22 protein-coding genes are annotated in these 26408 nt (G+C 42.0%); 7 read left to right on the top strand and 15 right to left on the bottom strand.

The window, feature by feature from the left end; genetic code table 11:
* Positions 1–66: 66 nt before the first annotated feature.
* The 3 genes from mltA to MED121_RS07780 form a co-directional block, all read right to left on the bottom strand.
* Positions 67–1182 (bottom strand): murein transglycosylase A, encoded by a 1116-nt coding sequence (gene mltA, locus MED121_RS07790; RefSeq protein WP_009833108.1) that lies wholly within the window; start codon positions 1180–1182, stop codon positions 67–69.
* A gap of 51 nt (positions 1183–1233) precedes the next feature.
* Complete coding sequence (locus MED121_RS07785; RefSeq protein ID WP_036178964.1) at positions 1234–3780, bottom strand: EAL domain-containing protein; 2547 nt, start codon at positions 3778–3780, stop codon at positions 1234–1236.
* Between the two features lie 183 nt (positions 3781–3963).
* On the bottom strand, positions 3964–4551 hold the full coding sequence (locus MED121_RS07780) for a DNA-J related domain-containing protein (RefSeq protein ID WP_009833106.1): 588 nt from the start codon (positions 4549–4551) through the stop codon (positions 3964–3966).
* Positions 4552–4701: 150 nt separating this feature from the next.
* On the opposite strand from MED121_RS07780, the gene MED121_RS07775 reads away from it, so the two are divergent.
* Complete coding sequence (locus tag MED121_RS07775) at positions 4702–5373, top strand: zinc metallopeptidase (protein ID WP_009833105.1); 672 nt, start codon at positions 4702–4704, stop codon at positions 5371–5373.
* Between the two features lie 14 nt (positions 5374–5387).
* On the opposite strand, the gene MED121_RS07770 is transcribed toward MED121_RS07775, so the two are convergent.
* A complete protein-coding gene (locus MED121_RS07770) occupies positions 5388–6269 on the bottom strand; it encodes an NAD(P)-dependent oxidoreductase (RefSeq protein WP_009833104.1) in 882 nt (293 codons plus the stop codon).
* 205 nt (positions 6270–6474) lie between these two features.
* Between MED121_RS07770 and MED121_RS07765 the strand changes: the two genes are divergently transcribed.
* The 3 genes from MED121_RS07765 (at position 6475) to MED121_RS07755 (ending at position 10817) form a co-directional block, all read left to right on the top strand.
* Positions 6475–7836 carry a PLP-dependent aminotransferase family protein gene (locus MED121_RS07765; protein ID WP_009833103.1) on the top strand — a complete coding sequence of 454 codons (1362 nt, stop codon included), beginning with the start codon at positions 6475–6477 and terminating at the stop codon, positions 7834–7836.
* A 181-nt stretch (positions 7837–8017) separates the two neighbouring features.
* Positions 8018–9970 (top strand): bifunctional 2',3'-cyclic-nucleotide 2'-phosphodiesterase/3'-nucleotidase, encoded by a 1953-nt coding sequence (locus MED121_RS07760; RefSeq protein ID WP_009833102.1) that lies wholly within the window; start codon positions 8018–8020, stop codon positions 9968–9970.
* Positions 9971–10166: 196 nt separating this feature from the next.
* Positions 10167–10817 (top strand): GNAT family protein, encoded by a 651-nt coding sequence (locus MED121_RS07755; RefSeq protein ID WP_009833101.1) that lies wholly within the window; start codon positions 10167–10169, stop codon positions 10815–10817.
* A gap of 88 nt (positions 10818–10905) precedes the next feature.
* Here the strand turns inward: MED121_RS07755 and MED121_RS07750 are convergent, their stop codons facing one another.
* Both MED121_RS07750 and MED121_RS07745 read right to left on the bottom strand, forming a co-directional pair.
* Positions 10906–12729, bottom strand: coding sequence for an acyl-CoA dehydrogenase (locus MED121_RS07750; RefSeq protein WP_009833100.1), 1824 nt, complete (start codon positions 12727–12729; stop codon positions 10906–10908).
* Between the two features lie 175 nt (positions 12730–12904).
* A complete protein-coding gene (locus MED121_RS07745) occupies positions 12905–13933 on the bottom strand; it encodes a permease (RefSeq protein WP_036178962.1) in 1029 nt (342 codons plus the stop codon).
* Positions 13934–14019: 86 nt separating this feature from the next.
* On the opposite strand from MED121_RS07745, the gene MED121_RS07740 reads away from it, so the two are divergent.
* Complete coding sequence (locus MED121_RS07740) at positions 14020–14895, top strand: LysR substrate-binding domain-containing protein (protein ID WP_207382778.1); 876 nt, start codon at positions 14020–14022, stop codon at positions 14893–14895.
* A 54-nt stretch (positions 14896–14949) separates the two neighbouring features.
* Here the strand turns inward: MED121_RS07740 and betA are convergent, their stop codons facing one another.
* From betA to MED121_RS07720, 4 genes are all read right to left on the bottom strand, one after another.
* On the bottom strand, positions 14950–16617 hold the full coding sequence (betA, locus tag MED121_RS07735; RefSeq protein WP_009833097.1) for a choline dehydrogenase: 1668 nt from the start codon (positions 16615–16617) through the stop codon (positions 14950–14952).
* An 85-nt stretch (positions 16618–16702) separates the two neighbouring features.
* Positions 16703–18160 carry a betaine-aldehyde dehydrogenase gene (gene betB, locus MED121_RS07730; protein WP_009833096.1) on the bottom strand — a complete coding sequence of 486 codons (1458 nt, stop codon included), beginning with the start codon at positions 18158–18160 and terminating at the stop codon, positions 16703–16705.
* Between the two features lie 287 nt (positions 18161–18447).
* On the bottom strand, positions 18448–18753 hold the full coding sequence (locus tag MED121_RS07725) for an isoamylase early set domain-containing protein (RefSeq protein WP_009833095.1): 306 nt from the start codon (positions 18751–18753) through the stop codon (positions 18448–18450).
* Between the two features lie 289 nt (positions 18754–19042).
* Positions 19043–19939 carry a bile acid:sodium symporter family protein gene (locus tag MED121_RS07720; protein ID WP_009833094.1) on the bottom strand — a complete coding sequence of 299 codons (897 nt, stop codon included), beginning with the start codon at positions 19937–19939 and terminating at the stop codon, positions 19043–19045.
* A gap of 253 nt (positions 19940–20192) precedes the next feature.
* Between MED121_RS07720 and MED121_RS24395 the strand changes: the two genes are divergently transcribed.
* The gene (locus MED121_RS24395) at positions 20193–20336 is read left to right on the top strand and encodes a hypothetical protein (RefSeq protein ID WP_009833092.1); all 144 of its coding nucleotides are present in this window, start codon (positions 20193–20195) and stop codon (positions 20334–20336) included.
* Here the strand turns inward: MED121_RS24395 and MED121_RS07715 are convergent.
* The 4 genes from MED121_RS07715 to MED121_RS07700 form a co-directional block, all read right to left on the bottom strand.
* Positions 20333–22060: a GNAT family N-acyltransferase gene (locus MED121_RS07715; protein ID WP_009833091.1), complete on the bottom strand. Its 1728-nt coding sequence runs from the start codon at positions 22058–22060 to the stop codon at positions 20333–20335. The two genes, MED121_RS24395 and MED121_RS07715, sit on opposite strands and share 4 nt — an antisense overlap.
* Positions 22061–22258: 198 nt before the next feature.
* Complete coding sequence (gene zapE / locus MED121_RS07710) at positions 22259–23458, bottom strand: cell division protein ZapE (RefSeq protein ID WP_009833090.1); 1200 nt, start codon at positions 23456–23458, stop codon at positions 22259–22261.
* A gap of 177 nt (positions 23459–23635) precedes the next feature.
* On the bottom strand, positions 23636–24013 hold the full coding sequence (locus MED121_RS07705; RefSeq protein ID WP_009833089.1) for a VOC family protein: 378 nt from the start codon (positions 24011–24013) through the stop codon (positions 23636–23638).
* A gap of 104 nt (positions 24014–24117) precedes the next feature.
* Positions 24118–24603: an NYN domain-containing protein gene (locus MED121_RS07700; RefSeq protein WP_242603183.1), complete on the bottom strand. Its 486-nt coding sequence runs from the start codon at positions 24601–24603 to the stop codon at positions 24118–24120.
* Between the two features lie 179 nt (positions 24604–24782).
* Between MED121_RS07700 and MED121_RS07695 the strand changes: the two genes are divergently transcribed.
* On the top strand, positions 24783–25478 hold the full coding sequence (locus MED121_RS07695) for a GntR family transcriptional regulator (RefSeq protein ID WP_009833087.1): 696 nt from the start codon (positions 24783–24785) through the stop codon (positions 25476–25478).
* 51 nt (positions 25479–25529) lie between these two features.
* Here MED121_RS07695 and MED121_RS07690 read toward each other — a convergent pair whose 3' ends face one another.
* Positions 25530–26402, bottom strand: a complete 873-nt coding sequence (locus MED121_RS07690; protein WP_009833086.1) for a dioxygenase — start codon at positions 26400–26402, stop codon at positions 25530–25532.
* Positions 26403–26408: the final 6 nt, after the last annotated feature.

The following is a 26408-nucleotide window of genomic DNA, read 5'->3' as shown; positions in this document are numbered from 1 at the left end:
AAGTGAGTATACGGGATAAATTTGGCAGTTTGATGTCACCCGAAGCTGCCAAGTTGAAGCGCCTGCTTAGCGTTGATCCGGTAGTAATAACCAAAGCCTGCCATAATGCTTTAGCTGACTGGCGTAATGGTGTGCTTCTTCACCGATTCCTTGATACCAGTCGATATGGCCTGCTCCTTTTATTGCGCCACCTTTATCTTGTGCGAGTAAAAGGCGATATTCATGGTGAATTAATTCACCTGCTGCATCTAGGATAGGGAGTTCGCCTAAGAGTACAGAGCCTAATGGAATAACTTTTGGGTCCACTGCAATTGAGTATTTTGGTGTGAGAGGGACGTTTGCTGCACCAACTGGTTTAGTGAGCCCTTCTTTAAAGAAGAGGTAACTTGGGTTAGTGGTGAGTATTTCTCTCTGTCTCTCTGGATTTGCGATGAGCCAATCCTTGATTGCTTGCGCTGACATATCTTCTTTGGCAATCTCGTCTTTTTCAATCAGTACCTTGCCAAGGCTTCGATACTCATGACCATTTACGCCACCCCAAGATAATAGTGCCTGGCTGCCATCTTCGTATTGCACAACACCAGAGCCTTGAACTTGTAAGAAAAAATTATCAATTAAGCTACTGCTATAAGCTATTTCAAGCCCCTTGCCTTGCAGTACGTTTTCGAAATCTATTTGGTCCCTATCCGGAAACGCTTGTCCCTCAAAGTTTTGAGGTTTGCGATAAAGAGGGTAGATGAATTCACCTTGTGCTTCTTTACGAACCTCAATAACTGGAACGTAATAACCTGTGACTTGTACATTGCCACGACCATCTTGTCCTCGTAACTGATAGGCTTTAATTTGATGGTTTTGTGTTGGATTTAACAGCCAGTTCTCTATTAGCGAAACCGATGTATTAAGCGCTTGATTATCAACTTGAAAATCTTCTAGTTGGTATATATCTGATGCACTTTTACGGGATAAAAACCTTGCTTGTTGCTTAAGGCCCTCTAAGAAAGTTTCATCTGGGTAGGCTAAAGCAGGTGGTAATCTTTCCTCTAAATAAAGGCTGTCACGGGATAAGGCTTGTGTGTCCCTGCCATTGTTTACAAAATCATTGCTGTCATGAATTTCTTGTTTGCTACAGGCAAACAAGGAAAGAGCTAAAATACACAGACCGGTAGACTTAATAAAAGACATAAAATATAAACATATTAGAATAAGGTGATTCGCATAGTATCATGCTCCTTTTCAGCTTTCTTGTTTAAAATATTTAAATCCTAAGTCACTGTTTTGGTGTATTAATTCGCTATAGTTCTCGGGTTTCATTGGTTTATATAGGCCAAACCCTTGGCCAATTTGGCAACCCCATTCTAATAATTGGTTGATGGTCTGTTGGCCTTCAACCCCTTCGGCGACAGTCTGAGCACCGAGTTCACTTATCAAGGTAACAAGAGTTTTACAGAGGGTGAAATTAGCATCGTCCTTATGTAGGTTTTGAATAAACATACGGTCAATTTTAATTTCGGCAGGAGAGAGCACCATGACACTGTGCATTGAGCTATAGCCTGCGCCAAAGTCATCAATAGACAGTCTGAAGCCTGCGTCTTTCAAGGTCTTGATGTTATTCTCTACGGTATTGTTGTGTTCAAAAAAACTACTTTCAGTCACTTCTAAAATAAAGCTATCTGGCGATACTTTATGGCGCAGACTCAGGTTTACGACTTGATGAGCAAAGTCGCTTCTTAGCATATCTTTGGCTGAAACATTGATGGATAAATGACGATTTATAATGAGATGTCTGTTTTCTGCTACCCAAGCAAATACTTTATTAATGATCATCTGAGTAATCATATAAATCATGCCGGCACTTTCAGCCAGAGGAATAAATTCATCGGGTCCAATACGGCCCATTTCATCATTATGCCAGCGAATTAATACTTCTCCTCCAATAATACGGCCACTGGAAAGTTCTACCTGAGGCTGAACTTCAAAGCTTAATCTTTGCTCTCTTACATCCTCTTTTAAACGCGCAAGTAGTTTGTGTTGATAAACATGGTTCACTTGATAGCGTTGACTAAACAAGCTCCAGGGCTCATTGCAAAGATTATTCACATCCGCCGCAATGAGCGAATAACGAAACAAGGTATCAAGGTGGTTGGAGTGTTCGGGGTAGAGGGCAGCACCTATGCTGTATTGATGCTGCATATCAAAATGTTCGATGGATACAATGTCATCCAATGTCGATTGTAATTCTTTAATTAAAATGCCGATTTTATGCTTGTCTTTGCATAAAAAAGCCAGTGTATTGGTGCTTGTTTTGATCAAGCTGGCAATCTCTTTGTTAGGTAAGGTAAAGACGACTGCATCCTCATGCTGCAGCAGGTGTAGATTGAGAATTAGGGCAGTTTGCCTGATGGCAATATCGGCTTTTTCTGGGCCAAAAACATGATTCATAGAGTGCTGACTTGTGAACTGAATTGTGACTAAAGCAAAGCTTCCCTGAGTAAGGGTTAACTTCTTTAATTCTTCTTGCAGTTGGGTGAAGTAAAAGCGGCGATTAGGTAAGCCTGTATGAAGGTCCGTGACAAGCTGGTGCTGTCTAGAGACCTTGTTGCTGTGGGAGTTTTCAGCAAAGGCAAAAGAAAAACCTATCAGTTCTATGATGGTGCTAATAGGGTAAATATTGGCGCTAATATTGTTATAAGGAATGATGTTAAGAAAAATGAGAGAAGAAATACAACTTCCAAAAATGACACATGACCAAGCTATAAGGTAACTCTTGATCGCCCAGCTTTTATTCTTGCCGACAGTGCTTAGGGTAATTAAGCAGCCGCCGCTGATAAGTAATTGCAAACCGATAAATGAAACAATCAGTTCTTGGTGGCTGATAAACGTACTAATGAGTAAGTAAAAACCTAAAACAAAATCACCGTAAAAACGTTTTTTCCATAAGGAAGGGTGTGCACTTTCAATATGAAGGAAATACAGGCTTAACCGGTAAATGCTCCATAAGGTGAGGATATTAATGCTTGCTTTAAATTGATTTAAAAAAGTAAAAATAGCATCGGGTAGAAGCCAAACCCCCATGCCGCTAGTAATACAAATATCAAGAATTAAACTGACATTTAGGACTAGGTAGTAAATAAAGGCAGCAGATCGAAAGAAAGAATAAACAGCGATATTGTAAAGCAACAAAAGAAGGAGGGCTGAACTTAAAAAGGTCCAAATAACTTTTTGCTCAATTTTAGCGTTTTCTGCTGCTTTATCTAAATAAAAAGCCATGGGTGAAAGTAAGCTGCTATTAGACTTTTTACGAATTAATAATTGAGACTCAAATTTTTCAGATAAAGGCAGTGTCAGCCAAATGGCATCTTTATCTGAGTTTGGGTACCACTCTTGCTGAGATCCTTTTTGCCAGCTTTTTATTTGTCGGCCATTTGTCAGCAAATAAAAATTGAGCTCATCAATCATGGTGTTGGAGAACTTTAGTTCTACCTGTTTGATTTCTTTTGATGCTAGCGGTAATCGAATTTTATGCCAAAATACGGCATCAGAATAACCTTGCGATTCAGAGTAAAGTTCGTTCGAAAAATCTAATTGGTGTAACGCTTCTCTGCCATTTAAGGAGGATCTTGTATTTAAGCTAAATAAGCCATTACCTGAGCTTTCTTTTTTGCTGGTTAGAATCTCTTTCCCTAGATATTGTCCATTGAATTGCTCGAATGTCATCTGCTGAGACATAAGTGTGTCACTCGTAAAAAGAGTGACTAAAAATAGAATAAGATAGTTATGCATTTAACACCGTCCAATGGTCGCTACACAGGTAGAAGAGCTTAAAAAATGAAAAAAATGAACCTCCCTTTTCTTTTGTCAAGAAAATGTCAGTAGCTCTATTTAAAGTGTAGTTAATAATTTTTTTAGCAACAGGGACTAAAGTCGTAGATGGCGGGGAATTAGCGCAAGAATTGAATTCAAATGTTATGCATATGATTGACTTATAAGGTGTTCATACGCTTTACGTAATTTAATAAATTTTTTCGCATCACCCCCTTTATCGGGGTGCGCTTTTTTAACTAAGAGGCGATATGCCCGCTTTATCTCTGATTTTGTTGGGTTTTCTTTGATACCTAATAACTTGAGTGCGTTTTCAGTATCCTCTTGATTAAACAGCTTGTTGTAGAAGCCTTTAAGCAGGGCTTCTACATCTTCAGCATTGGTATTGTCATATTCATCCCAATCAAGATAATAAGCGGCAAGTTTCGCTTCGGCGCCATCCTCGACTTCACTGGATTGACTGGCTTCTATTTGTGCCACTGCTTCTAGATGAATTTGTAAAGGGGAAATGTAAAGTCTCACTTCATCTTCTTGCCAAAGCTGACTTTGCAATTGATAAAGGGCGTTCATGATAAGGAAGTGTTTGCGAAATAACTTAAGGTTAGGGTCGTCACCTAACTCGTCAAAGATGGGTGCTTGACGCTCTAATTGACGTAATAACTCAAATTCACTGATACCCTGATCACTGGCTTCAAGTATGCTTAATATGGGCTGAATTAATGGATTATTCACAAACTCACCTAAAATTACATAAGAAATCTAGATTAAGTGTAATCTAGCTTACCAGTTAAAGAAGAGAATTTTGTTTAGCCTTTGTTAAGTGTTGAAAATAAGTTTAGCAAAGATAAGCTGAGTATAAAGGCTGAATCCATGGAGTAACTTGTGCCCATCCTTATTTTAGCACTGATTGTTTTAATTCTGGCACCCACCCTATGGGTGCGTTATATCCTAAAGCGCTACGGTAAGAATCGACCTGATCTTGCCGGCACGGGTAGTGAGCTCGCAAAACACTTACTTGAAAAGCATGGTGCGAGTAGCGTAAAGGTAGAGTCTTTAGAGAAAAATGAACACCATTATGACCCAAATGCAAAAACCATTCGCTTAGGGCCGCAATCCTATCAAGCAAAATCTCTCACCGCTGTTGCAGTGGCTGCCCATGAAGTGGGTCATGCATTGGCGTATCATAATGATGATAAGGTCACCTTGTTAAGTAAACGTTATGCGCCATTGGCAAAGTTAGTAAGACGATTAGCGTTATCCTTACTCATGTTATGGCCAGTGATTTCAGTGGTTATTCATATCCCCTATGCATTACCACTTCATGCTTTGGTGGTTTTTTTAAGCGGTTTTTGTTTGGCCTTCGTCTATTTAGCCATGCTACCTGAAGAGTGGGATGCAAGCTTTAATAAAGCTTTGCCAATCTTGATAGAGGGCCGATATTTAGCGCCACAGGATTACCCGAAAATAAAGAAAATTTTAACCGCTTGCGCTTTAACTTATGTGGCGCAAGCATTATTAAATGTACTCTTTTTTTGGCGCTGGTTTAGACGCTAATAAATTAAACGCAATTAGCTATTTTCAGCTTTCACCGCTTTGACTAGTACAGACGTATCCATACGATTTAGGCCCTGATCTTGTAGGCTTTTATAACTAAGGTCTACTTTTTCAGTTAAAGGTAGCTTGATGTTATGACGCTCTGCTTCTTCAAGACATATGGCTAAATCTTTACGCATCCAATCAATGGCAAAGCCAAAATCGAATTCATCTTTTGCCATCGTCTCTAAGCGGTTAGCCATCTGCCAAGAGCCCGCAGCTCCATGCTTTAAGGTGTTAACCACTTGGGCAATATCAAGATCGGCTTTTTGTGCCAGCATTAAAGCTTCACTCAAGCCTTGTAACACCCCAGTGATACAAATTTGGTTCACCATTTTACAACGCTGACCTTGGCCATTAGGGCCTAATAGCTGTGCTTGTTTAGCAAAGCTGTTCATAACAGGTAAAGCCTTATCAAAGCTTGCTTGAGCACCGCCACACATAATGGTTAATGCCCCATTTTCAGCCCCAGCTTGACCACCAGAGACCGGTGCATCAATAAAACTCACCTCTTGTTTTTCACAGGCTTGCTGTAACTCAATTGCAAGATCTGCTGACGTGGTGGTATGGTCAACTAAAATGCTGCCTGCTTTTAGACCTGCTAATACACCTTCTTCACCATAAATAACACTGCGCACATCATTATCGTTACCGACACAGACAAAAACTATATCCGCGCCAGCAGCGGCTTCTTTTGGTGTACTAGCAAATGTGCCAGTAAACTCAGTAGCCCACTTTTCTGCTTTGCCTTGGCTACGGTTGAAGACAGTAACAGGGTAGTCATGTTTACTGAGATGGCCTGCCATTGGATAGCCCATAACGCCTAAGCCGATAAATGCAGTTTTAATTGTCTTCATGTTGAGTTCCTTATGCTGAAAGTGACTAGCTAGATGAGGCATAAAGGTTAATTTTCAAATTAACCTATGTCAATTGTTATATTGCCATAGATTTTTTATGTCATTTGTATTTAGATAGCGCTTTAAAGAGGGTTTAATTGCATATAGCGCAAGTAAAAGCGCTAATTTAGATTGAAAATAGTCATTTTATGAGGGTCTAGGTTCTGTGACAGCCGCTAAGTATGTTGAAATCGCCAGAAAGATAGAGTCAAGAATAGAAGTAGGTCAATATCCAGAAGGGAGCAAATTACCGACTCATCGATCATTGGCAGACAGTCTTTCAACCACGGCGGTGACCGTGGCCAAAGCCTATAACTTATTGACAGAAATGGGGCTGGTAGAATCCTTTGTCGGACGGGGGAGCTATGTCAAAAAACTGCCTCAATTAAAACACGTGATTCAATCAGAACGAGAGGAAAAGGATAAAAACTTTTCTATCCTACAACCTTGTTTTGGTGATCAATTAAGCCAATTACAAACGACGTTTAGTCAAATCTTTACCCAGCAAATGAGTGCTCAACTTTTTTCTTATCGTGAAGATACAGGCTCTATAGCGCATAAAGAAGCAGGCCGTTTATGGTGTGAAACTTATGGCTTAGAGGTTAGCCGTGCTGAGCAAATATTGCTCTGTAATGGTGCCCAACATGCCTTATCTAGCTTGATCGAATGCTATAGCAAGGAAGGAGACTATATTGCCTTAGAAGCGCAAACTTACCCTGGTGTGATTGCCATAATAAAAAGCTTAGGGCGCAAACCCATCGCTGTTTCTATGGATGAATATGGAATGCAGGCTGAGGCGCTAGATAAAGTATGTGAGCAATTTAAGCCTAGTCTCGTTGTCGTCGTACCTTCTCACCAAAATCCCACCACAGTGACTATGCCCAAAGCGCGAAGACAGGCAATTGCAGAAGTGATTCAACAATATCCAGTTTGGTTATTAGAAGATGATATTTATGCTTTTTTGAACCAAGAGCGAGTGCCAGCAATAACTAACTTAGTGCCGGAAAAAAGCTTTTATATCAGTAGTTTGTCCAAAGCCATTAGCCCAGGTTTACGATGTGGTTTTATTAAAGCACCGCAAAGTCAGGTGTCTCATGTGAGTGAGTATATTCGTACCATGGTCTGGCATGCTTCTGCATTTATGTTTGAGTGCGCACAAAGGTTAATTGATTCCGGCATGGCGTTTGAAATGGCTGCTGAACAAAAGATTATCGCCGAGCGAAGGCAGGAAATTGCGAAACAAATGCTAGGCCAAGTCTTGCCCGATGTAATCTTTCAGTGCCAAGCATCTAGTTATCATATTTGGTTGACCTTACCGCCAAGCTGGCAGCTTGACGGCTTAGTGCAAATCGCTAAAGAGCATGGGGTATTAGTGAGTAGCGGCCAATTTTTTGAAGCTCAAAATCAGCCAAGCCATAGTGTTCGAATCTCTTTGATGGCGATTGCGGATGACGCTGTCTTTCAATCTGGTTTGATGCAGCTGGTCAGTTTGATTAAGCGAGAAAGCTCCAGTGTGATACCTGTTTAAAAGAGATGAACCTGATAATAATAAATTCATACTTTTGTCAGATTATTGTCATGACTAGAGTTCACATTAGATAAGCCTACTGTTAATCTGTCTTTTTAGTCAGAATTAATAAAAAGTAAATCAATGATAAATTAATCTATCGCTAACATAATAACAAACACCATCTAATCGGAGCTCATATATGTCTTTGTTGCGTCAATCTTTACCATTTTTAGTGGGTCCAGCCATTGTCGGCTCTCTTTTGCTAAGCCAGAGTGCTTTAGCTCAAACAGTAGCGTTAAGAGTTATGGAAACCACGGATATTCACATGCATATCCAAGATTATGATTACTACAAAGATAGCCAAAGTAACTCAGTGGGTTTATCTAAAGTCGCAACCCTAATTCGCCAAGCACGTGCTGAAGTCACTAACTCTGTTTTGGTTGATAATGGTGATTTACTTCAAGGCACACCGCTAGGTGATTATGTGGCTAAGGGTAAGGTGCTTAAGTTTGGAGAAACTCACCCTGCATTCAAAGCTATGAACCTACTTGGTTATGACGCCGCTAATATTGGTAACCATGAATTTAACTATGGTTTAGACTTTTTGATGAAGTCCCTAAGCGGCGCTAACTTCCCTTATGTGGTTGCTAACGTTTACTTTGATGACGGTGATGATGACGCCACTAACGATCAAAACTACTTCCAGCCTTATATTATTAAAGACAAGGACGTAATTGACTCTGAAGGTAACAAGCAAACCATCAAAATAGGTTATATCGGTTTTACTCCACCACAGATTATGACCTGGGATAAAGCCAATCTTACGGGTAAGGTAATCTCTAAAGATATTGTTGAAACAGCAAGAAAGTTTGTTCCAGAAATGAAAGCCAAGGGTGCGGATGTCATAGTCGCTATCCCTCATTCCGGTATGTATGACACCCCCCGTGAAGGCATGGATGAGCACGCGACTTATTACCTCGCTAAGGTCGAAGGTATCGATGCCATCATGTTTGGCCACTCTCATCGCGTTTTTCCAGGCGATAAAGCCCTTGATGCTTACGAAGGTGTCGACTCAGATAAAGGCACGGTTTTTGGTGTGGCTGCGACTATGCCAGGCTTTTGGGGAAGCCACCTAGGTGTGGTTGATCTGACTCTAGAGCAGGAAAACGGCAAGTGGCAAGTGGTTGATGGTACGGGTTCTGTACGTGCTATCGCAAAGCGTGAAGGGCGCAAGAGTATTCCTTTAGTTAATGCTGCAGCAGACATTAACAAGGTGGTAGAAGAAGACCACCAAGGTACCTTAGCTTACATGCGTAAGAAAGTGGGTGAAACCACTGCGGATATCAATAGTTTCTTTGCACTCGTTCAAGATGACCCTTCTATTCAAGTCGTGAATCAAGCGCAAACCTGGTACGTGAAAAATATCGTACAGGGCACGTCATTTGACGGCTTGCCTATCCTATCGGCGGGTGCGCCATTTAAAGCCGGTGGCCGAGGTGGCGCGGATTATTATACGGATGTGAAAAAAGGGGATATCGCCCTTAAAAATGTCAGCGACCTTTATATTTACCCGAACGATCTAAAAGTGGTGAAGTTAAATGGTGCTCAAATCGTCGAGTGGCTTGAGTTCTCTGCGGGCCAGTTTAATCAAATCGATACGACTAATACGAGTTCTGCTCAGCAGTTGGTAAATACTAGCTTCCCAACTTATAACTTTGATGTGATTGATGGCATTAATTATCAAATCGATGTGACTCAGCCTGCCCGTTACGAAAGTAAAGGTGCCATGGTGAGTGCAGATAATCAAAGAATCAAAAATGTAACCTTTCAAGGTAAAGCGATTGACCTTAGCCAAGACTTCCTCGTTGCGACTAACAATTACCGTGCTGGTGGTGGCGGACACTTTCCTAACCTAGATGGATCGACCATAGTTATCGATGCACCCGATAAGAACCGCGATGTTGTGGCTAATTATCTATTGTCTCAATCGACCATTTCACCTAAAGCCGACGGTAACTGGGAGTTTGCAGATACACTAGCTAATACAAAAGTTGTGTTTAAAACCTCTCCAAAAGGTAAGGCGGTTGCGTCAGATAATGTTGAATTTGATAAAGACCTTGATGATGGCTTTGCTCAGTTCTTATTAAAATAAGTCGGGTTGCTTACACGAAAAGTTAAGCAAAACCCTTAAAAAACGTGAAGTAAAACAAAAGCCTTATTGGGGGTTCTATGCCCAATAAGGCTTTTTTATTGCCGCAAACTTAAGTGGAAACGTGACTTCATTGATGCTTCAAGCTAATTTAGAGGTAAAGTCTTTAGAGTTAAGGTATTAGCACAAGGAGAAGAGTATGTTTATCAAAGGCCAAGCTGTCACCTTAAGATCACTTGACGCTGAAGATGCCGAGGTATTTTACCTCTGGTCACAGGATAGAGAGGTGACTCAATTTAGTGTTTCTTCTTATGCTTTTCCTCAAGCTCAAAGTGAAATCTGTGCTTGGTTAAACAAGGTTAATCAGGACAGAAAAAGCGTCATGTTCGGGATTTGCTGTATTAAAACAGGCAAGTTGGTGGGCTACACAGGGCTAGTATCAATTAGCCAAATAAACCGCAGCGCCGAATACTTTATTCTCATCGGGGACAAGCACTACTGGGGCAAAGGTGTCGCCACTAATGTCACTCAATTAGTGACGGCTTATGCTTTTCGCGATTTAGGCTTGCATAGATTGGAGCTTACTGCATTTGTTGATAATAAAGCGGCAATTAGGGCCTATGAAAATGCGGGCTATCAACATGAAGGGATTCAGCGACAAGCAGGTTTTCGGCACGGTGGCTTTTATGACAAGGTACAAATGTCCGTGTTAGTCACAGATGATATGCCGGAGCAAAAGCCGATTACACTCGCTGCAACCGAAGTTTCCCAGTCAGGTATTGAGCATAAAGACGATGCAATCTCGTTAAGTGCTAATTTGCATGACTTATCGAAAGAACAAGATAAATAATCTTGTTTATGAAATGACGCAACAGAATCAGCCTAAACCACTGATTCTGCTTAGTTGAAATAAAAGGCAAGTTGAAATAAAAGGTAAGTTAAAACCACTCATCCTGCATGGTTAGACAAGTATCATCATTGGCTTGCAGTAACTTGGCCTGATGCTCAATTTCAGGTAACTCCCAACGAATGTAGTATTGCGCTGCTTGTAGTTTTCCTTGGTAGAAATGTTCATCCGTTTCGTGCGGTTTAAGGTCGAGAGCTTGCTGTGCGAGTACTGCTTGCTTAAGCCAGATCCAGCTGACTAACACACGACCAAACATGTCTAAATAGAGGTTGGCATTGGCAAGGCCTAGCTCAATTTTTCCTTTGCCTAAGGTCATCATCAACATCATGGTGGTATTGTCTAAGGTTTTAAGTGCGGCTTGCAGAGCATCTGCAAATTCGCGAATACGGCCTTCTTGCAGGTTGACATCTTGCTTAATGGTTTTAAGTATCTTCTTCATTTCTTTTGACATGGCTTGATAGCCCGCCATGTCTTTCATGGGTACTTTACGGGCCAATAAATCTAAACCATGGATGCCATCAGTACCTTCGTGAATGGCATTAAGTCGATTGTCTCGATAATACTGTTCTACCGGATATTCACGGATATAGCCTGAGCCACCTAAAATCTGTATCGCGAGCTCATTGGCTTTTAAGCCGTATTTAGACGGGAAGCTTTTGACGATAGGTGTGATGAGGTCTAATAGAGTAAACGCGGCTTTTCTGTCTTCTTCTGTTGCCCCTGTTTGGCTGTCTTCAAACAAAGAGGAAGCATATAAACATAATGCGAGAGAGCCTTCTGAGTAGGCTTTTTGCGCCAATAACATTCGGCGAACATCTGCATGCTCGACAATATTGACTTGCTTACTGCTAGGGTCTCTGTCGGTTGGTGGACGGCCTTGTGGTCGATTGCGGGCATATTCTAGAGAGTAGTTATACCCTTGGTAGCCTAACAGGCTAGCACCTGAACCCACGCTAATGCGAGCCTCGTTCATTAGCTGAAACATATAGCTCAGACCTTTATTTTCTTCGCCCACTAGGTAGCCGACAGCACCATCTTTTTCACCAAAATTGAGTACGGTAGAAGTGGCGTTTTTATAGCCCATTTTATGGAGAAGACCTGCCAGTGCCACATCGTTACGCTCGCCTAAACTGCCATCTTCGTTCACCAGTACTTTAGGGCAAATAAACATGGAAATGCCTTTTGTACCCGCTGGTGCATCTTCAACTCGGGCAAGTACCATGTGGATGATGTTATCTGTGAGAGATTGGTCCCCCCCAGTGATAAACATCTTTTGGCCAAAGATGCGATAAGTGCCGTCTGTTTGAGGTTTAGCGCTGGTGGTAATATCCGCAAGGGCTGAACCTTGACCAGGCTCTGTGAGTGCCATGGTGCCTGCAAAACGGCCATCCATCATAGGAGGGAGGTAAGTGGCTTTGTGTTCTTCACTGGCAAAACTGCGTACTAGGTTAGCAGCGCCAAGGGTTAAAAATGGATAGACAGTGGTAGAAGGGTTGGCGGCGGTAATATAACCCATGGCAGCGCGTAGAATGATCTCTGGCATTTGTGATCCGCCTTCTTCAAAGTCGTAAGCGGCTCCTAAAAAACCCGCTTCAGCATAGGCATCCCAAGCCGCTTGTGTTTCCGGAATAAGATGAACCTTTTCGCCATCAAAACTAGGTTCGTTTTCATCTCCTTTGCTGTTGTGATTAGCAAAGTATTTTTGCGCTATCGTTTTGGCTGTGTCTAAGGTGGTGTTAAAGATCTCTCGTGAGTGTTCCTGATATCTAGGTCGTTCTAATAATGCTTGGGTATCCAGAAACTCGTAGAGTAAAAATTCAATATCACGATCATCAATTAATTTAACGTCAGACATAGCACTTCCTTTTGAATAGATTAAATGTGTATTTGTTATTTTTCTAAATTTAATTATTACCATAAATCATATGATGAAGTGAGGTGCTATAGCTAGTACCGAATTTAAATAGTGTGGTACTTAAGTATTTTAGGCTGGTGTAACAGGTGCAAGAGAAACCTTTTTTGTCGCGACCTTATAAAAAGCTGCCAAGCGTTAATCCCACCAATATTGATGCGCTAGTTGCCAAAGTAAGATAGAGGAAGAAGACTTCTTTTTTTACTAGGGCATAGACAGGAATCGCTGCCCAGGCACTGGTGATACCGCCTGCCACTAAAAAGGTTAAAGCGGCATCAGGTCGCATTCCAGCATCCATTAAACTGCGAATCAAAGGAAGGGCGGCATAGCCATCTAGATATATGGGAGCGCCGATTAAGGCTGCCAGCGGCACAGCCCAAACATTATCTGCACCAAATAAGCTTGGCAGCCAATCTAATGGCACAAACTGATTGATGTAATACTCAGCGATAAAGGCCAGCGAAAGCCAGATTATCATTAACTTGCCTGTTGCCATCAAAGTATTAAAAAAGACTTTTACTCTGCAGGGCTCTTGCCAAAATCGCCATAAAACAGGGGTGTCACTTTGACAATCTGAAGCAAGGCATTGTTTCTTATTCGTTGAATTCAAGTGGGTTCGTTTCATCGGATCAGACATGAAACCTAATTGGCATAGTTTTAGGGTGATAACGCCACCAAAAAGGCCTGCAAGAGCAGCGCCTAAGGTTTTCGCTATGGCAAAGGGCCAACCTAGCGTTGCGCCAGTAAGTGATAGCATCGCTGGGTCTGTAATTGGGGATGACAACCAAAATGCCATGATAGGAGCTAATGGCACCCCAGCAATTAACAGACCTGCGATAAGGGGTAAGACAGTGGCGCCACAAACAGGCGTGAGTGCGCCAATCACAGAAGACAGTATGATCATACTTGTCATTTTCCCTTCAAACCCTTTGATTAAAAGTTTTGTCGCGTTACTGGCTGCCATACTAGCTGTTAATAATAAGCCTGCCAGCATTATGGGAAGGATACTCACTAGATTATTAAGGGCAAACTGAAGGGCACCAAAAACACTGTTAGGTGACATAATTAGGGCCGTTGTAAAAAGGCTGATAACAACCATTGGCTTGATATCTATTTGCTTCATAGCGTGGCTGATGCGGCTTATCATTTCAATCAACTTCCTAAATAGTGAGATTGATAATGAGCTTATCTAGGTTATTATCATATTTAAAATGAATGATTATTATGGTTGACATGAAAAATATCGAACGCTCTCAATTAGACAGTGATTTACTTAGAACCTTTGTGGCCATTGCTGAAACGGGTAACCTGACTCAAGCTGCAAATTACCTTAATCGCACCCAATCGGCGATCAGTGTTCAAATTAAGAAGTTGGAGGCGTCATTCTCAACTCAATTATTTTATCGACAGCCAAGAGGGATGCTGTTGACAGAGGATGGTCATAGACTTCTGCCCGAAGCCCGTAAGTTGATTGCAGAGGTTAATCGAATAGCAGGACTCTTTACTAATAAGCTCTCTGGCAGAGTTGCTTTGGGCGTCCCTGATGATTGTGGTCTTGTCATCTTAGAGTCCGGTTTGCGTCATTTTTTAGCTAACAACCCGGATGTTGAGGTAAGTGTTAGGTGCAGCTTGAGTTCTCAATTTCCCCAAGCAATACAAGCAGGCGAGTTGGATCTCGCTTTATATCTTGCTTCCCCTGAAGAAGATTTTGATACGATTCTTTGGCAAGAAGAAAGTGTTTGGGTGGCCCATGAGTCTCTGCAACTCATGCCTGATCAAGTTGTACCCTTGGCCGTTTATGATAGGGATTGCTGGTGGCGAGAAGTCGCTATTGATGCGCTTGAAGAGGTCAATCGCCCCTATCAAATGACATTTTCTAGTGAAAGTATTGCTGGTATAAAAACCGCAGTGAATGCAGGGGTTGCGGTTGCCATGTTATCGATTAATTCTGTTGAACCTCATATGAAAATTTTAACAAAAGCGGATGGTTTTCCGTCTTTGCCTCCTTCTTCAATGGCTTTATTGCGGCATAGTCAGCAGTCAGAATTATGTAATGCAATGGAAGACTCTATTCGAAATGCATTGTCACTATCAAAGCTGGTGAGTTAAAAAATGGACATAAAAAAGACCGAATCATCGGCCTTTTTTATGTCTGTTAACAGATTATCGTTGGCTAGTTTGCCAATCATGATGAATCCAAACTGGCGCATCTTCACTCGGTAGTGGCGCATTGCCTAAAATCATGTCAGCTGCTTTTTCGGCTACCATGATAGATGGCGCGTTCAAGTTACCGTTAGTAATTGTAGGGAAAATAGAAGAATCCACGACTCTTAATGACTTCACACCACGTACTTCACAATTGGCATTAAGTACTGCCATAGGGTCTGAGTCAGCCCCCATTTTACAAGTGCAAGATGGGTGGTAAGCACTTTCCACATTCTGTCTCACCCAAGCATCAATTTGCTCATCAGACTCAACGGCCATGCCTGGCTGAATCTCTTCACCACGAAACTCGGTTAAAGCGTCTTGCTGAAGAATTTCGCGGCTAAGGCGGATAGTATCGCGCCAATCTTGTCTATCTTGCTCTGTGCTTAAATAGTTAAACACAATGCGAGGCTTGGCTTTAGGATCGGCATTTTCAATCCAAACTTTACCACGACTTTCTGGCTTGTTTGGACCAACATGCACTTGGAAACCATGACCGTCAAACGCCGCTTGGCCATCGTAACGCATAGCAGCAGGTAAGAAATGGTATTGAATATTTGGCCATTTAAGACCTGCACGGGAACGGATAAATGCACAAGACTCAAAGTGGTTGGTCGCGCCCAAACCATCTTTAAATAGAATCCAGCGAGTACCTATCATGCCTTTGCTGATCAAGCCTAACTTAGAGTTAAGGGACACAGGCTGCTTACATTCATACTGGAAATAGACTTCAAGGTGATCTTGCAGGTTTTCACCCACACCCGGTAGCTCTTTGAAAAGCGGCACGCCGGCTTTTTCTAAGACATCTTTTGGACCAATACCAGAAAGTTGCAATAGTTGTGGTGAGCCAATAGAACCCGCGCTTAAAATAACTTCTTTACTTGCGTTCGCGACTTCGACCTTGCCATTCTTTTCGAACTGAATACCTGTTGCTGTATCCCCGTTAAAAATAACCTTATGAGTGAGTACACCTGTGCGCAATGTCAGGTTACTACGTTTCATGGCAGTGCGAAGATAAGCATTAGAAGTTGACGCGCGCACGCCGTCCCTTACCGTCATATGCATAGGACCAAAGCCTTCCTGACGGTAGCCGTTGTAATCATCGGTACTGCCATAACCAGCATCAGTGCCGGCATTGATAAAAGCTTGATAGAGAGGGTTCATGCTCATGTTGTTACCATTATTGGTACCAACCGGGCCATTGCCCCCACGATAGGTATCTGGGCCTTGAATCCAAGTTTCTGCACGTTTGAAGTAAGGCAGACAACTTTGATAATCCCAACCTTGGGCGCCATGCTCTTGCCACTCATCAAAATCACACGCATGACCACGAACATACACCATACCATTGATAGACGAACCGCCGCCTAGCACCTTGCCACGAGGACAATGCATTTCACGGTTATCAACATAAGGTTCTTTGTCCGTATGGAACTGCCAAGCGTATTTCTCAGTGTTCATCGGATAAGACAGTGCGGTCGGCATTTGGATAAAAATGCTTTTATCAGATCCGCCCGCTTCTAATAGCAGTACTTTATGCTTTCCCGATGCAGTTAACCTGTCTGCTAAGACGCAACCTGCTGAGCCTGCACCGACTATGATGTAATCAAATGTTTCGTTTGCCATGCTTTAACCTACTTGCATTCATCCTGCTAGATGAATGCATACTAATTCTTTTGGGACTCAAAAAGAGAATGAATGTGTTTATATCCTAGTACGGAGACTCTATGTCTTCTAAAGTGACATACACACTCTTAACTTGAGTGTAATGATGCAAAGTTTCTACACCATTTTCACGGCCAATCCCTGATTCTTTATAGCCACCTACTGGCATTTCTGCTGGTGACGCACCCCAGTTATTAATCCAGCAAATACCTGCTTCTAGTTGCGCAATAACGCGATGAGCTCGGCTAAAGTCTTTAGTGAAGACACCAGCGGCCAAACCAAATTTAGTATCGTTTGCGCGGGCAATCACTTCATCTTCATCTTTAAAGGATAAAACAGACATAACAGGGCCAAAGATCTCATCTTTAACTTGTGGCATATCATCTGTGCAATCAACAAAGACAGTTGGCGCGACAAAAGCCCCTTTATCTAAGCCGTTTTCAGTCACTTGGTAGCCACCGCAAAGCAAGGTTGCACCCGCATCTTTAGCTTCATCAATAAAGCCTAGTACTTTATGCATGTGATCTTTAGAAATCAAAGCGCCCACTTGAGTATCAAGGTCTTGAGGATCGCCTACTATCATTTTCTCTGTGCGTTCTTTTAGCTCAGCTTTGAAAGCGTCCATCATGTCTTCGTGAACAAAGACACGAGTACCATTCGTGCAAACTTCACCTTGGGTGTAGAAGTTGGCCAACATAGCACCAGAAACAGCCACATCTACCGCTGTGTCAGGGAAGATAATCATAGGTGATTTGCCACCAAGTTCCATGGTCACCTGCTTAAGCGTTTGCGCCGCAGAGGTCATGACTTTTTTACCTGTGCCACATTCACCTGTGAAAGAGACTTTGGCAATACCTGGGTGAGCGGTAATAAGTTGACCTGTTCTCGCATCCCCTTGAAGCACGTTAAATACGCCATCAGGCAAACCTGCTTGGGTATAAATTTCTGCTAGTTTAAGGGCAGTTAAAGGGGTCTCTTCAGACGGTTTGAAAATCATCGCATTACCTGCTGCAAGAGCAGGACCTGATTTCCAACAAGCGATTTGAATCGGGTAGTTCCAAGCACCGATGCCGGCACATACACCTAGTGCTTCACGGCGAGTGTAGAAAAAGTTGCCATCGCCAAGGTCTTGGTATTCACCTTGGATTTTATCGCACAGGCCAGCGTAATACTCGATAACGTCTGCGCCACTTAAAATATCGACACAGTTAGCTTCTTGCATTGGCTTACCTGTGTCCAATACTTCAAGCTTAGCTAGCTCTTCATTGTTTTCACGTAACAGCTCAGCCGCACGTTTTAAAATACGGCCACGTTCTACCGCGCTCATCGCCGCCCAGACTTTTTGACCGGCTTTGGCTGATTCAACGGCAGCTTCAAGCTCAGCGGCTAGGGCAAGTTCAACGCTGGCAATCACTTCACCTGTGGCTGGGTTGATCGTATCAAAGGTTTCGCCACTGGTAGAGGCTTGATACTGACCGTGAATATACTGTTGCTGAGTTGTCATAAAAATCTCCTGACGAAGGCTTGCGTGTCCACAATAATTGGGTTGAAACGTATTAAGTTAGACTATTTTGATGAAATAAATCTTTTATTAAACGTTCATTTAATAAAAACATTGTACACGGTTTTTTGTTATAGGTAAGTCCTTGCTAAAAAACGGGCGGAAAATTTGGTGTGTTTAGTTAAACTGAGGTCGTTATCTGGCCAATATTTTGAGCCCATAAAAAAAGCCGTTTTTAGCGACTAAAAACGGCTTTTTTAATGAATACAGAGTAATTGAATATAACAGCTTTAAACGCTTATTAAGCAATTAGCTTCGTGGCTAACTTGGCTTGAAACATACCCATCTGCGCTCTCATCATTTATCCAAATATTGCCATCTAGCAAATAACGAAATTGATAAGTTTGATCGACAGCTAAGTCGATTGTGGAAGCAAAAACACCAGATTTTTGCTTACGCATTGGGGTTGCCGATGTATCCCAGTTATTAAATTCACCGACAAGGGCGATGCTTTTAGCATTGGCTACTTGTTCTTTACTTAAGGCAAATTTCACTTTGCACACAGGCTTACTTTTTAAATATTTTTTTTCAATCATGTTTCACTCCATGTCATTTAAGGCAAGTCGGTATCAATCACGTCATTATTTAAATCGTTTTAATAGTGTAGCAATTCTTGCGCCAAAATAAGGCCGAACTTTATTCGATGATACAAAGTCAATATGACAAGCAGACGACACTTAAAAAGGCGCTCGTTTAAAGGCTTGTAAACCCTTAACTTTCTTTCAATAGGCTCAAGCTTATTTCGTGGGAGTTTGATGTGTGTTGTTACTGAGGTTATCCATGCCCTTGCGATAAAAGAGGGCATGGGTGAGCGTTAAGGGTGCTTTATTTTATTGAATTATCGATAAGGTGAGCCTGTGGTTTTGACTGAAAGCGACCAAGGAAAAAGGTGAAAATTGCCCCCGTCACAAACATAAGCAAGGAGTAGCAGGTTGCTGCTATGGCCATTTCCGTATTTTGAAGTAAGGTCAGAGCAATAACGATTGCGAGAGTGCCATTTTGAAAGCCGACTTCTATGGCAATGGATTTTTGCTGGGCTAGATTAAGCCGCGCCAATTTTGCTAAAGAGAAACCTAGCAACATACAGATAAGGTTAAGCAGTAAGCTTGCTAGCCCCATTTGAGCGAAGTAACTTCCCATGTGATTAATATTCTTCGCCACAATCCCTATGACAATGAGCAGTAAAAAAGCGACGGAGAATATCTTCACAAACTTTTCTGCTGCCAAAGCTAGATTCGGTTTAATGTGGTTAATTAGCATGCCTAAACTAATGGGTAAAACGGTAATGACTAACAACTGAATGATTGTTTTTAGAATGGGTAAGTCGACTTTTTCCCCTGCACCTAAAAAGAAGTTCATAAAGACAAGGAGCACTAAAGGGACAGTGAAAGGCGCAATCAGGCTGACAATGGAGGTTAAAGTCACAGAAAGTGCCACATCCCCTTTGGCGAGATAAGTGTAGAGATTGGAGGTAGTGCCACCTGGACAAAGGGCCAATATCATAAGACCAATTGCCAGAGCGCCCTCAATATTAAGCATAATAATGATGAGGTAGGCAATGCTAGGCAGTAATAGCATTTGCGCTAATACCCCTAAAAATACAGCTTTGGGCTTGGCGATAACCAGTTTGAAGTCTAAGGGTTTGAGCGCTAAGCCCATGCCTAACATTATGATAAATAGGGCGGCTGGCAGCACTATTTGAACGAGAAGATCCGCTTTCATTGTGTCTCTCTTTGATTATTATTTTTTGTCCAGCTTAAACAGTAAGCATTAGGCTGCCAATGATTAAAAGCGAATAGTAATTATACTTTTGGGTAATAAGATGCGTTTAAGTAAGAAAATGCTAGGTGAAATATGTTAGTCTGTGCGGGTCAAAGCTTAGATGTATTTACATTAGCTTTGCCTGTTATAGATCAATTTACTTATGATAAATTTGGCTTATCTTAAATGAGTCTGTAGTTAAGAGGGGATTGAAATGGAACCAGATAGCATTGCTTACATTGTTGTTGCTGCATTAATTGTTATTAAATTAGCTGTTTATATTATTTATAAACGGGTTATCAAAAAAGCAGAGCAAGACGAGCATGCTCCGCAATCTGGCCCTAAATCCACTGATTAATCCGCGTTAAGCTTCTCTCCTCGATAACGCTGGTTTTTATTTGGCTTTATTTTGCTTAGGTCGACAAGTACTAGACCATCAATACAAAACCCAAATTCAGCATCTACACCGAAGTCTAAAAACCGGACGCCACCTTCTTCACAGACTTCGGTATATTGTTTGTAGAGTGTTGGGACGACAGCGCTTAAGTGGCGTAATTGCTCTTTTAGCACAGCAAAATCTTCCTTATAAGACTCGCCCTTGAACAAACTCTGAATGATGGCTTGGTTTTCTGAGTTAACATGATAAGGCGTGAAAGAGTGTGCTAACTTCTCAGTGTCTGCAAAGTGAAGACGATAGAAGCTAACAATCAAATCTTTAGCGAAAGCTGGGTAATGGTTACTTAAACTCACTGGGCCAAACATATAGCGGATATTTGGGTGACGATTTAAGTAAGCGCCAATACCATACCAAAGATAATCTAAGCTACGCTTACCCCAATATTTAGGCTGTACAAAACTGCGACCTAATTCAATGCCCTGAGCGAAGTAAGGTGTCATATCCTTGTGGTAGTTAAAAAGCTCGGCACTATAAATATTTTGCTCTAATCCTTCTTCTAAGTAGCGCGCTGTTTCACCAATTCGATAGGCGCCGACAATTTCGAGCTCTTCATCATCCCAAAGCACCAGATGACGATAAAACTTATCATAATTATCAAGGTCGTACGCCTGACCTGTGCCTTCACCCACTTGTCTAAAGGATACTTCTCGTAACCTGCCAATCTCTTGCATGGTGGCTGATTGAGGCTGATAGTCAAATAAATAAATCAGCTTGCCATCTTGGCTTTTACCTAACAGTTCAGCTTGCTTTAGCTCTTGTTTAATGTGTTGTCTGTTCTGAGGGTGTGCGATTGTTTTTTGGGTTTGTAAAAGGGGTTTTTTACCCTTGGCAATACGGTATAGGTGGCGTTTTACTAGCTTATTTTTCTCTTTATTTGAGATAGGTAATTTGGCGAGTTGTTCGGTTTCAATGGCTTGGCCGATTTTAAAGCTAATGCTGCGATCTTTCTGTTTAAACATTTCGTTTGCCAGCTGAATCGTCGACAAAGGACGATATACTAAGGAGCTGGTGTAAAACAAAACTGAATTGCGGCCACTTATGTGTATAGGTAACAGCGGGCTATTCGTTTTTTGAGCCAATTTTAAATAACTTTGATTCCATTTAGTGTCATGTATTCCACGACCAGACAGTCTTGAGACTTCGCCTGCTGGAAACATAATAACTGCCTCGTCATTATGTAGGCTCTGCATAATCTGCTGTATCTGTTTTCTATCTGCTTTGCCATCCATGTTATTAACTGGCAGAACGAGAGAGTCGAGTGCATCAAACTGAGACAGCATGTCATTGGCAATGATTTTAACATCTGGACGAACTTCGCTGATAAGTTTGGTCAAGGCTAAACCATCTAATGCCCCCAGTGGGTGATTTGCTATGATCAAAACTCGGCCAGTGGCAGGGATGTTAGGTCTATCTAGCTGGCTCACCTGATAGGCGAAGTTGAAATGTTCGAGTACCTTATCAATAAACTCAAAGCCAAAAAGGTGTTTATGGGTTTCAAGAAAGGCGTTAATTTCATCTTGATGTAATAACTGCTTAAGAATATTGACGGCAGAACTTTTAAGAATGGGGGACTTGGTTAACAAGCTCGGCTGTCTTGTTTCCAACATTTGTTCTACTTGAATCACAGTTATTCTCCTAACAGTTTTCAACTTGGCATTCTATTAGGCTAGCCGTGATAGGTGACAGAATTGTGTCACTTTGATTGCTGAAATATGTCAGGGAGCAAGGATGCGGTGTGCCACACCCTCTTAATTTAGGTCTTTTATCTAGGGAAGCTGCGATTAAGTCCATCCGCTGAGTGGATAAACTTAATCTCACACTCCCTAGCGTGTTGACGCTAAATATTGAGTGCTTTGCATTTCAATTAAGCGACTGATTGCTCGGCGAAATTCAAAGCTTAACGCTCCGCCATGGTACAAGTCTTTTAGCGCAACATCCGCTAAAAGGTAGAGACGTTTATGGCTGTCGTATAACTCGTCGATTAGGCTGATAAAACGACGTGCCGAGTCATCTTCTGGCGCAAAAGAAATCTTCCTTTCACTGGTTTGATTTGGCTCAAAGCTGCCGTCTTCAGTTCCTCTTGCTTTAATCTGTTCACTTACTTCGCCACCTAATGCTGGGACACCGCTGACTAATATGGTGTGAAAGCGTGACGCAATTTCGATGTAATCTAATTGGGACCTAGGGCTATTACACAGGCTATCAAAGTTAAACCACACCACTTTATCTGCTTGTTTAACGGTGGGAATCTGACGCTTGCAAACCAAAATGGAATCTTGCTTTATTTCATCTTGATTGAAGGTGTTATTCAATTGTTGAAACAGCGTCTCAAATTCAATCTCACCCTTCACGTAATAGGTTTTATCTTGTTCAAGGTGGCGAAGCCTGTGATCTTCTTGGCCCGATAAATTTATCTGCTCACAATGGGTTTCTAACAAATGAATGGTTTGTTCAAATTGCTGGCGTTGTACCCCTTCCCAATAGAGTCTTTGGATTGGAATATTTGAGGTGGCGATTAAAGTCACCCCTTGCTCAAATAGCCCTTTAAATAGCTGGCCTAGAATCATGGCATCGGCAATATCAGAGACAAAAAACTCGTCGAAACAAATGAGGTGGTATTTTTGCGCTAATGTTTTGGCGACCTTTAAAAGGGGGTCCGCTTGACCACTTATTTGTCTAAGTTCTTGATGGACATAGGCCATAAAATGATGGAAGTGCAGGCGTAATTTACCTGCTTCAGGCAAGCCTTGATAGAAGATATCCATCAAAAAGGTTTTACCTCGACCCACATCTCCCCACATATAAAGCCCTTTAATCTGGGCTTGTGTGTTCTGTTCAATTTGGGCCAGGTCTTGGTTTTGAGTCTGATCAGAGCTGAGAGACGCTAGCGCCTGCTGCTGATCTCGATTAATGAGTTGCCAATACCTATGCTCTAATGCTGTTAAGGCTTCTTGCTGTGCTTGGTCAGCAACAAAATCTGATTCATTGAGTTTATTTTGGTAGGCAAGTTTAGGGGCGGTCATTATGCTCTCTTGTAGATAAAACAAGCTTCCTAGGTGAAACAGGATCCCTATTAACGGATCGCTTAAAATGGAAGCGAAGCTTACCCGATTAAGGTGTTTATCTACAAGTGAGCTAAATCATCTGCTTATAAAATAATGAATGAGGTTCAGTGTGCAGGAAGCTTAATTGCAGTTTCCTTAAGCCACTTCAATGCCAATATCTGACCAAACAGCAAACTCGTTGCCATTAGGGTCCAAAAAGTGGAAACGTCTGCCTCCAGGGAAATGAAAAATATCCTTATTGATGCTGCCACTGTCAAAGGCGTCTATTTTTTCTAGGGTATCTTCTAAGTCTTCACTATAGAGCACGATGAGCGCGCCACCTTGCTGACTGTTGCTGGCAAGGTCTGATTGAAAAAAACCGCCATTGAGTCCCGCACCTTCAGCGGCAAAGGCGGTGTACTCGGCTCCGTAATCAGTAAAGGACCAATTGAAAAGCGTGGAGAAAAAGAGCTTTGTTAAGGGCAAGTCTTTTGCAGGCAGTTCAACATAGTTAATTTTTTCATGATTTGACATACATTTCCCTCCGATCATCTGCGGCTAATAGAGTGAATAACAGGTTATTCTGATATTAAGCCTTATAAAGATAAGGATAAGACGTTGTTAGTTTGATATTAGACCTATAACAGCAGACTCGCATTAATCTGACGGTATAGATCGCAAGAATCAATCAGGGCTGCTGCGGTTAATTTATCCACGCCATATACTTGACTCTGGCATTGGTATTTAGTTCTAGCGGCATCGAGTAAAAGGGCAAAATCTCCATCACCTGAAGCCAAAACAATAATGTCCACATCGGGAGCCGCAGCGAGCACATCGATCGTGATACCCACATCCCAATCACCTTTTGCAGAACCATCTCGGCGCTGGATAAAAGGTTTAAGTTTCACTTCAAAGCCAATGCCCCTAAGAATCTGCTGAAATTGCGCCTGTTTAGAATCTCCCTTATCGATAGCATAGGCATAGGCTTGAACTATCTCGCCTTGGGCAGCGATTTCATCCCAAAACTTTTGATAGTTAAAGTGCCTCGCAAAGGTATGTCTTGAGGTGTAATAGATGTTTTGCACATCAACAAATATGGCAATTTTTGGCGCTGAGTCAATCACAAGCAACCTTGTCTATCGTAAAAGAGGAAATCTCAGTATACCTGTATTTCTAGTCAACTCATACGCCCCAAAAAAAGGGCTTATATTGGGTTTATTTAAAAGGATTAATAGGCTAAAAGCGGTTTTTCAAAATGTACGTTTTTATTGTATAAATCAAAAAAAAACGTTATTTTCATAGAATGACAAATGAAACTAAAGCGCAGGCACAAGTGCCTGACACTAAAACGGCAATTCAAAGGGTTTACCTTCAGTTAAGACAACAAATCATCAAGGGAGAGTTTGCTCCTGGTGAGCGTCTTAAAGTAGAAACACTTAAGCCATTGTTTGATACTGGTGCCTCACCGATTCGTGAAGCATTAAGTTTGCTGACCTCCAATAAACTGGTGGATAGAATAGATCAACGTGGATTTCGTGTGTCTCAAGTGAGTGAAGCGAACTTCAACGAGATTTTCATGCTACGTTGTACCCTTGATGATCTGGCATTACGCAAGAGTATTGAGCTTGGCGATAATGATTGGGAAGAGCGTTTAGTCCTTAATCACCATAGGTTATCTCGCGCGAATCAAGAAGATTTTGATCATTGGGAAAGTCTGCATAAGGTGTTTCATCTATGTCTGATGGAAGCCTGTGATTCACCTATATTGTTAAGTTATTGCAGCCAGCTTTATGATCAAAATATTCGTTATCGATTCCTTGCTGAGGCGGCGGTAAATTATGCTAAGCGTGATGTACGTAATGAGCATGAAAGTATTATGAATGCCGCCATTAATCGCGATGCAGATCTTGCCTCTAAGCTACTGTTAAAACACTATACAGACACGGGCACTTTTTTACGCCAATCTTTCGCTAAAAGTAGCCCGGCTAACTGGCGTTAACCGAGGCTTAAATCTAAGTCATCATTTTAGCTGTTCTGGCGATTTTCTGTGTTAAGCATCCTTCATTAAAATGGCATCAAAGTGGATGCTTGAGTAAGCCTGATTCACCTTACCTGATAATTCAAAGCCTGATGTTGGGAAGGACCCTGCTGCTTGAGCCTGATATTGCACCACTAGATCTTCCCTGACCCCAAATACCGTGTCTTGATCTAGATAAGGATCATCGCTTGGAAATACCTCAGTGACTAGGGTTCGACAACCGGGTGCACTCACCATGTAATGTAGGTGAGAAGGGCGCCATGGATGGCGGCCAGTGGCATCTAATAAAACCCCGACAGGTCCATCACTAGGAACAGTGTAAGAGACTGGGCGAACCGTCGTAAAAGCATATCGGCCTGCTTCATCTGTGGTGAAAATACCATGAAAGCTATCAATATCTTGGGCCGGGTCTTGAGAAGAATACATACCATTGGGAGCGGTTTGCCAGATATCGACTTTTGCCCCCGCAATTAGCTTGCCTTGGGTGTCTTTAACCACCCCTTCGACTAGGATGATCTCGCCTTCTAAGTCACCTTTTAGATCTGCGCCATAAGCTCTTTCGGGGGAATGTAAGACATGGAATGGGCCGAGTACACTGGAGCTAGTCGCTTTAGGGTCAGAATGTATCATATCAACAAGAGAAGAGACCCCAAGTACATCTGACAGCAAAACAAACTCATTACGCTCATCATTGGTCATATCCCCAGTCCATTTTAATAACTCTAGTGCCTTGCGCCATTCATCGTGGCTAAGTTGGGTTTCTTTAACAAAATCATGTAGATGAGCCGCTAAGCTTGCCATAAGCTGTTTGGTTCTTGGGCTAGTGTCTGGGCCAAAATAATTAATAAAGGTGTCGGTAATGTTATCGCTGGTTACAGTTCGCATGGTCAG

It is taken from the genome of Marinomonas sp. MED121 (assembly GCF_000153025.1).
Classification (GTDB): Bacteria; Pseudomonadota; Gammaproteobacteria; order Pseudomonadales; family Marinomonadaceae; genus Marinomonas.
The sequence above is the reverse complement of the archived record's forward strand: the minus strand, read 5'-3'. Positions and strand labels throughout refer to the sequence as shown.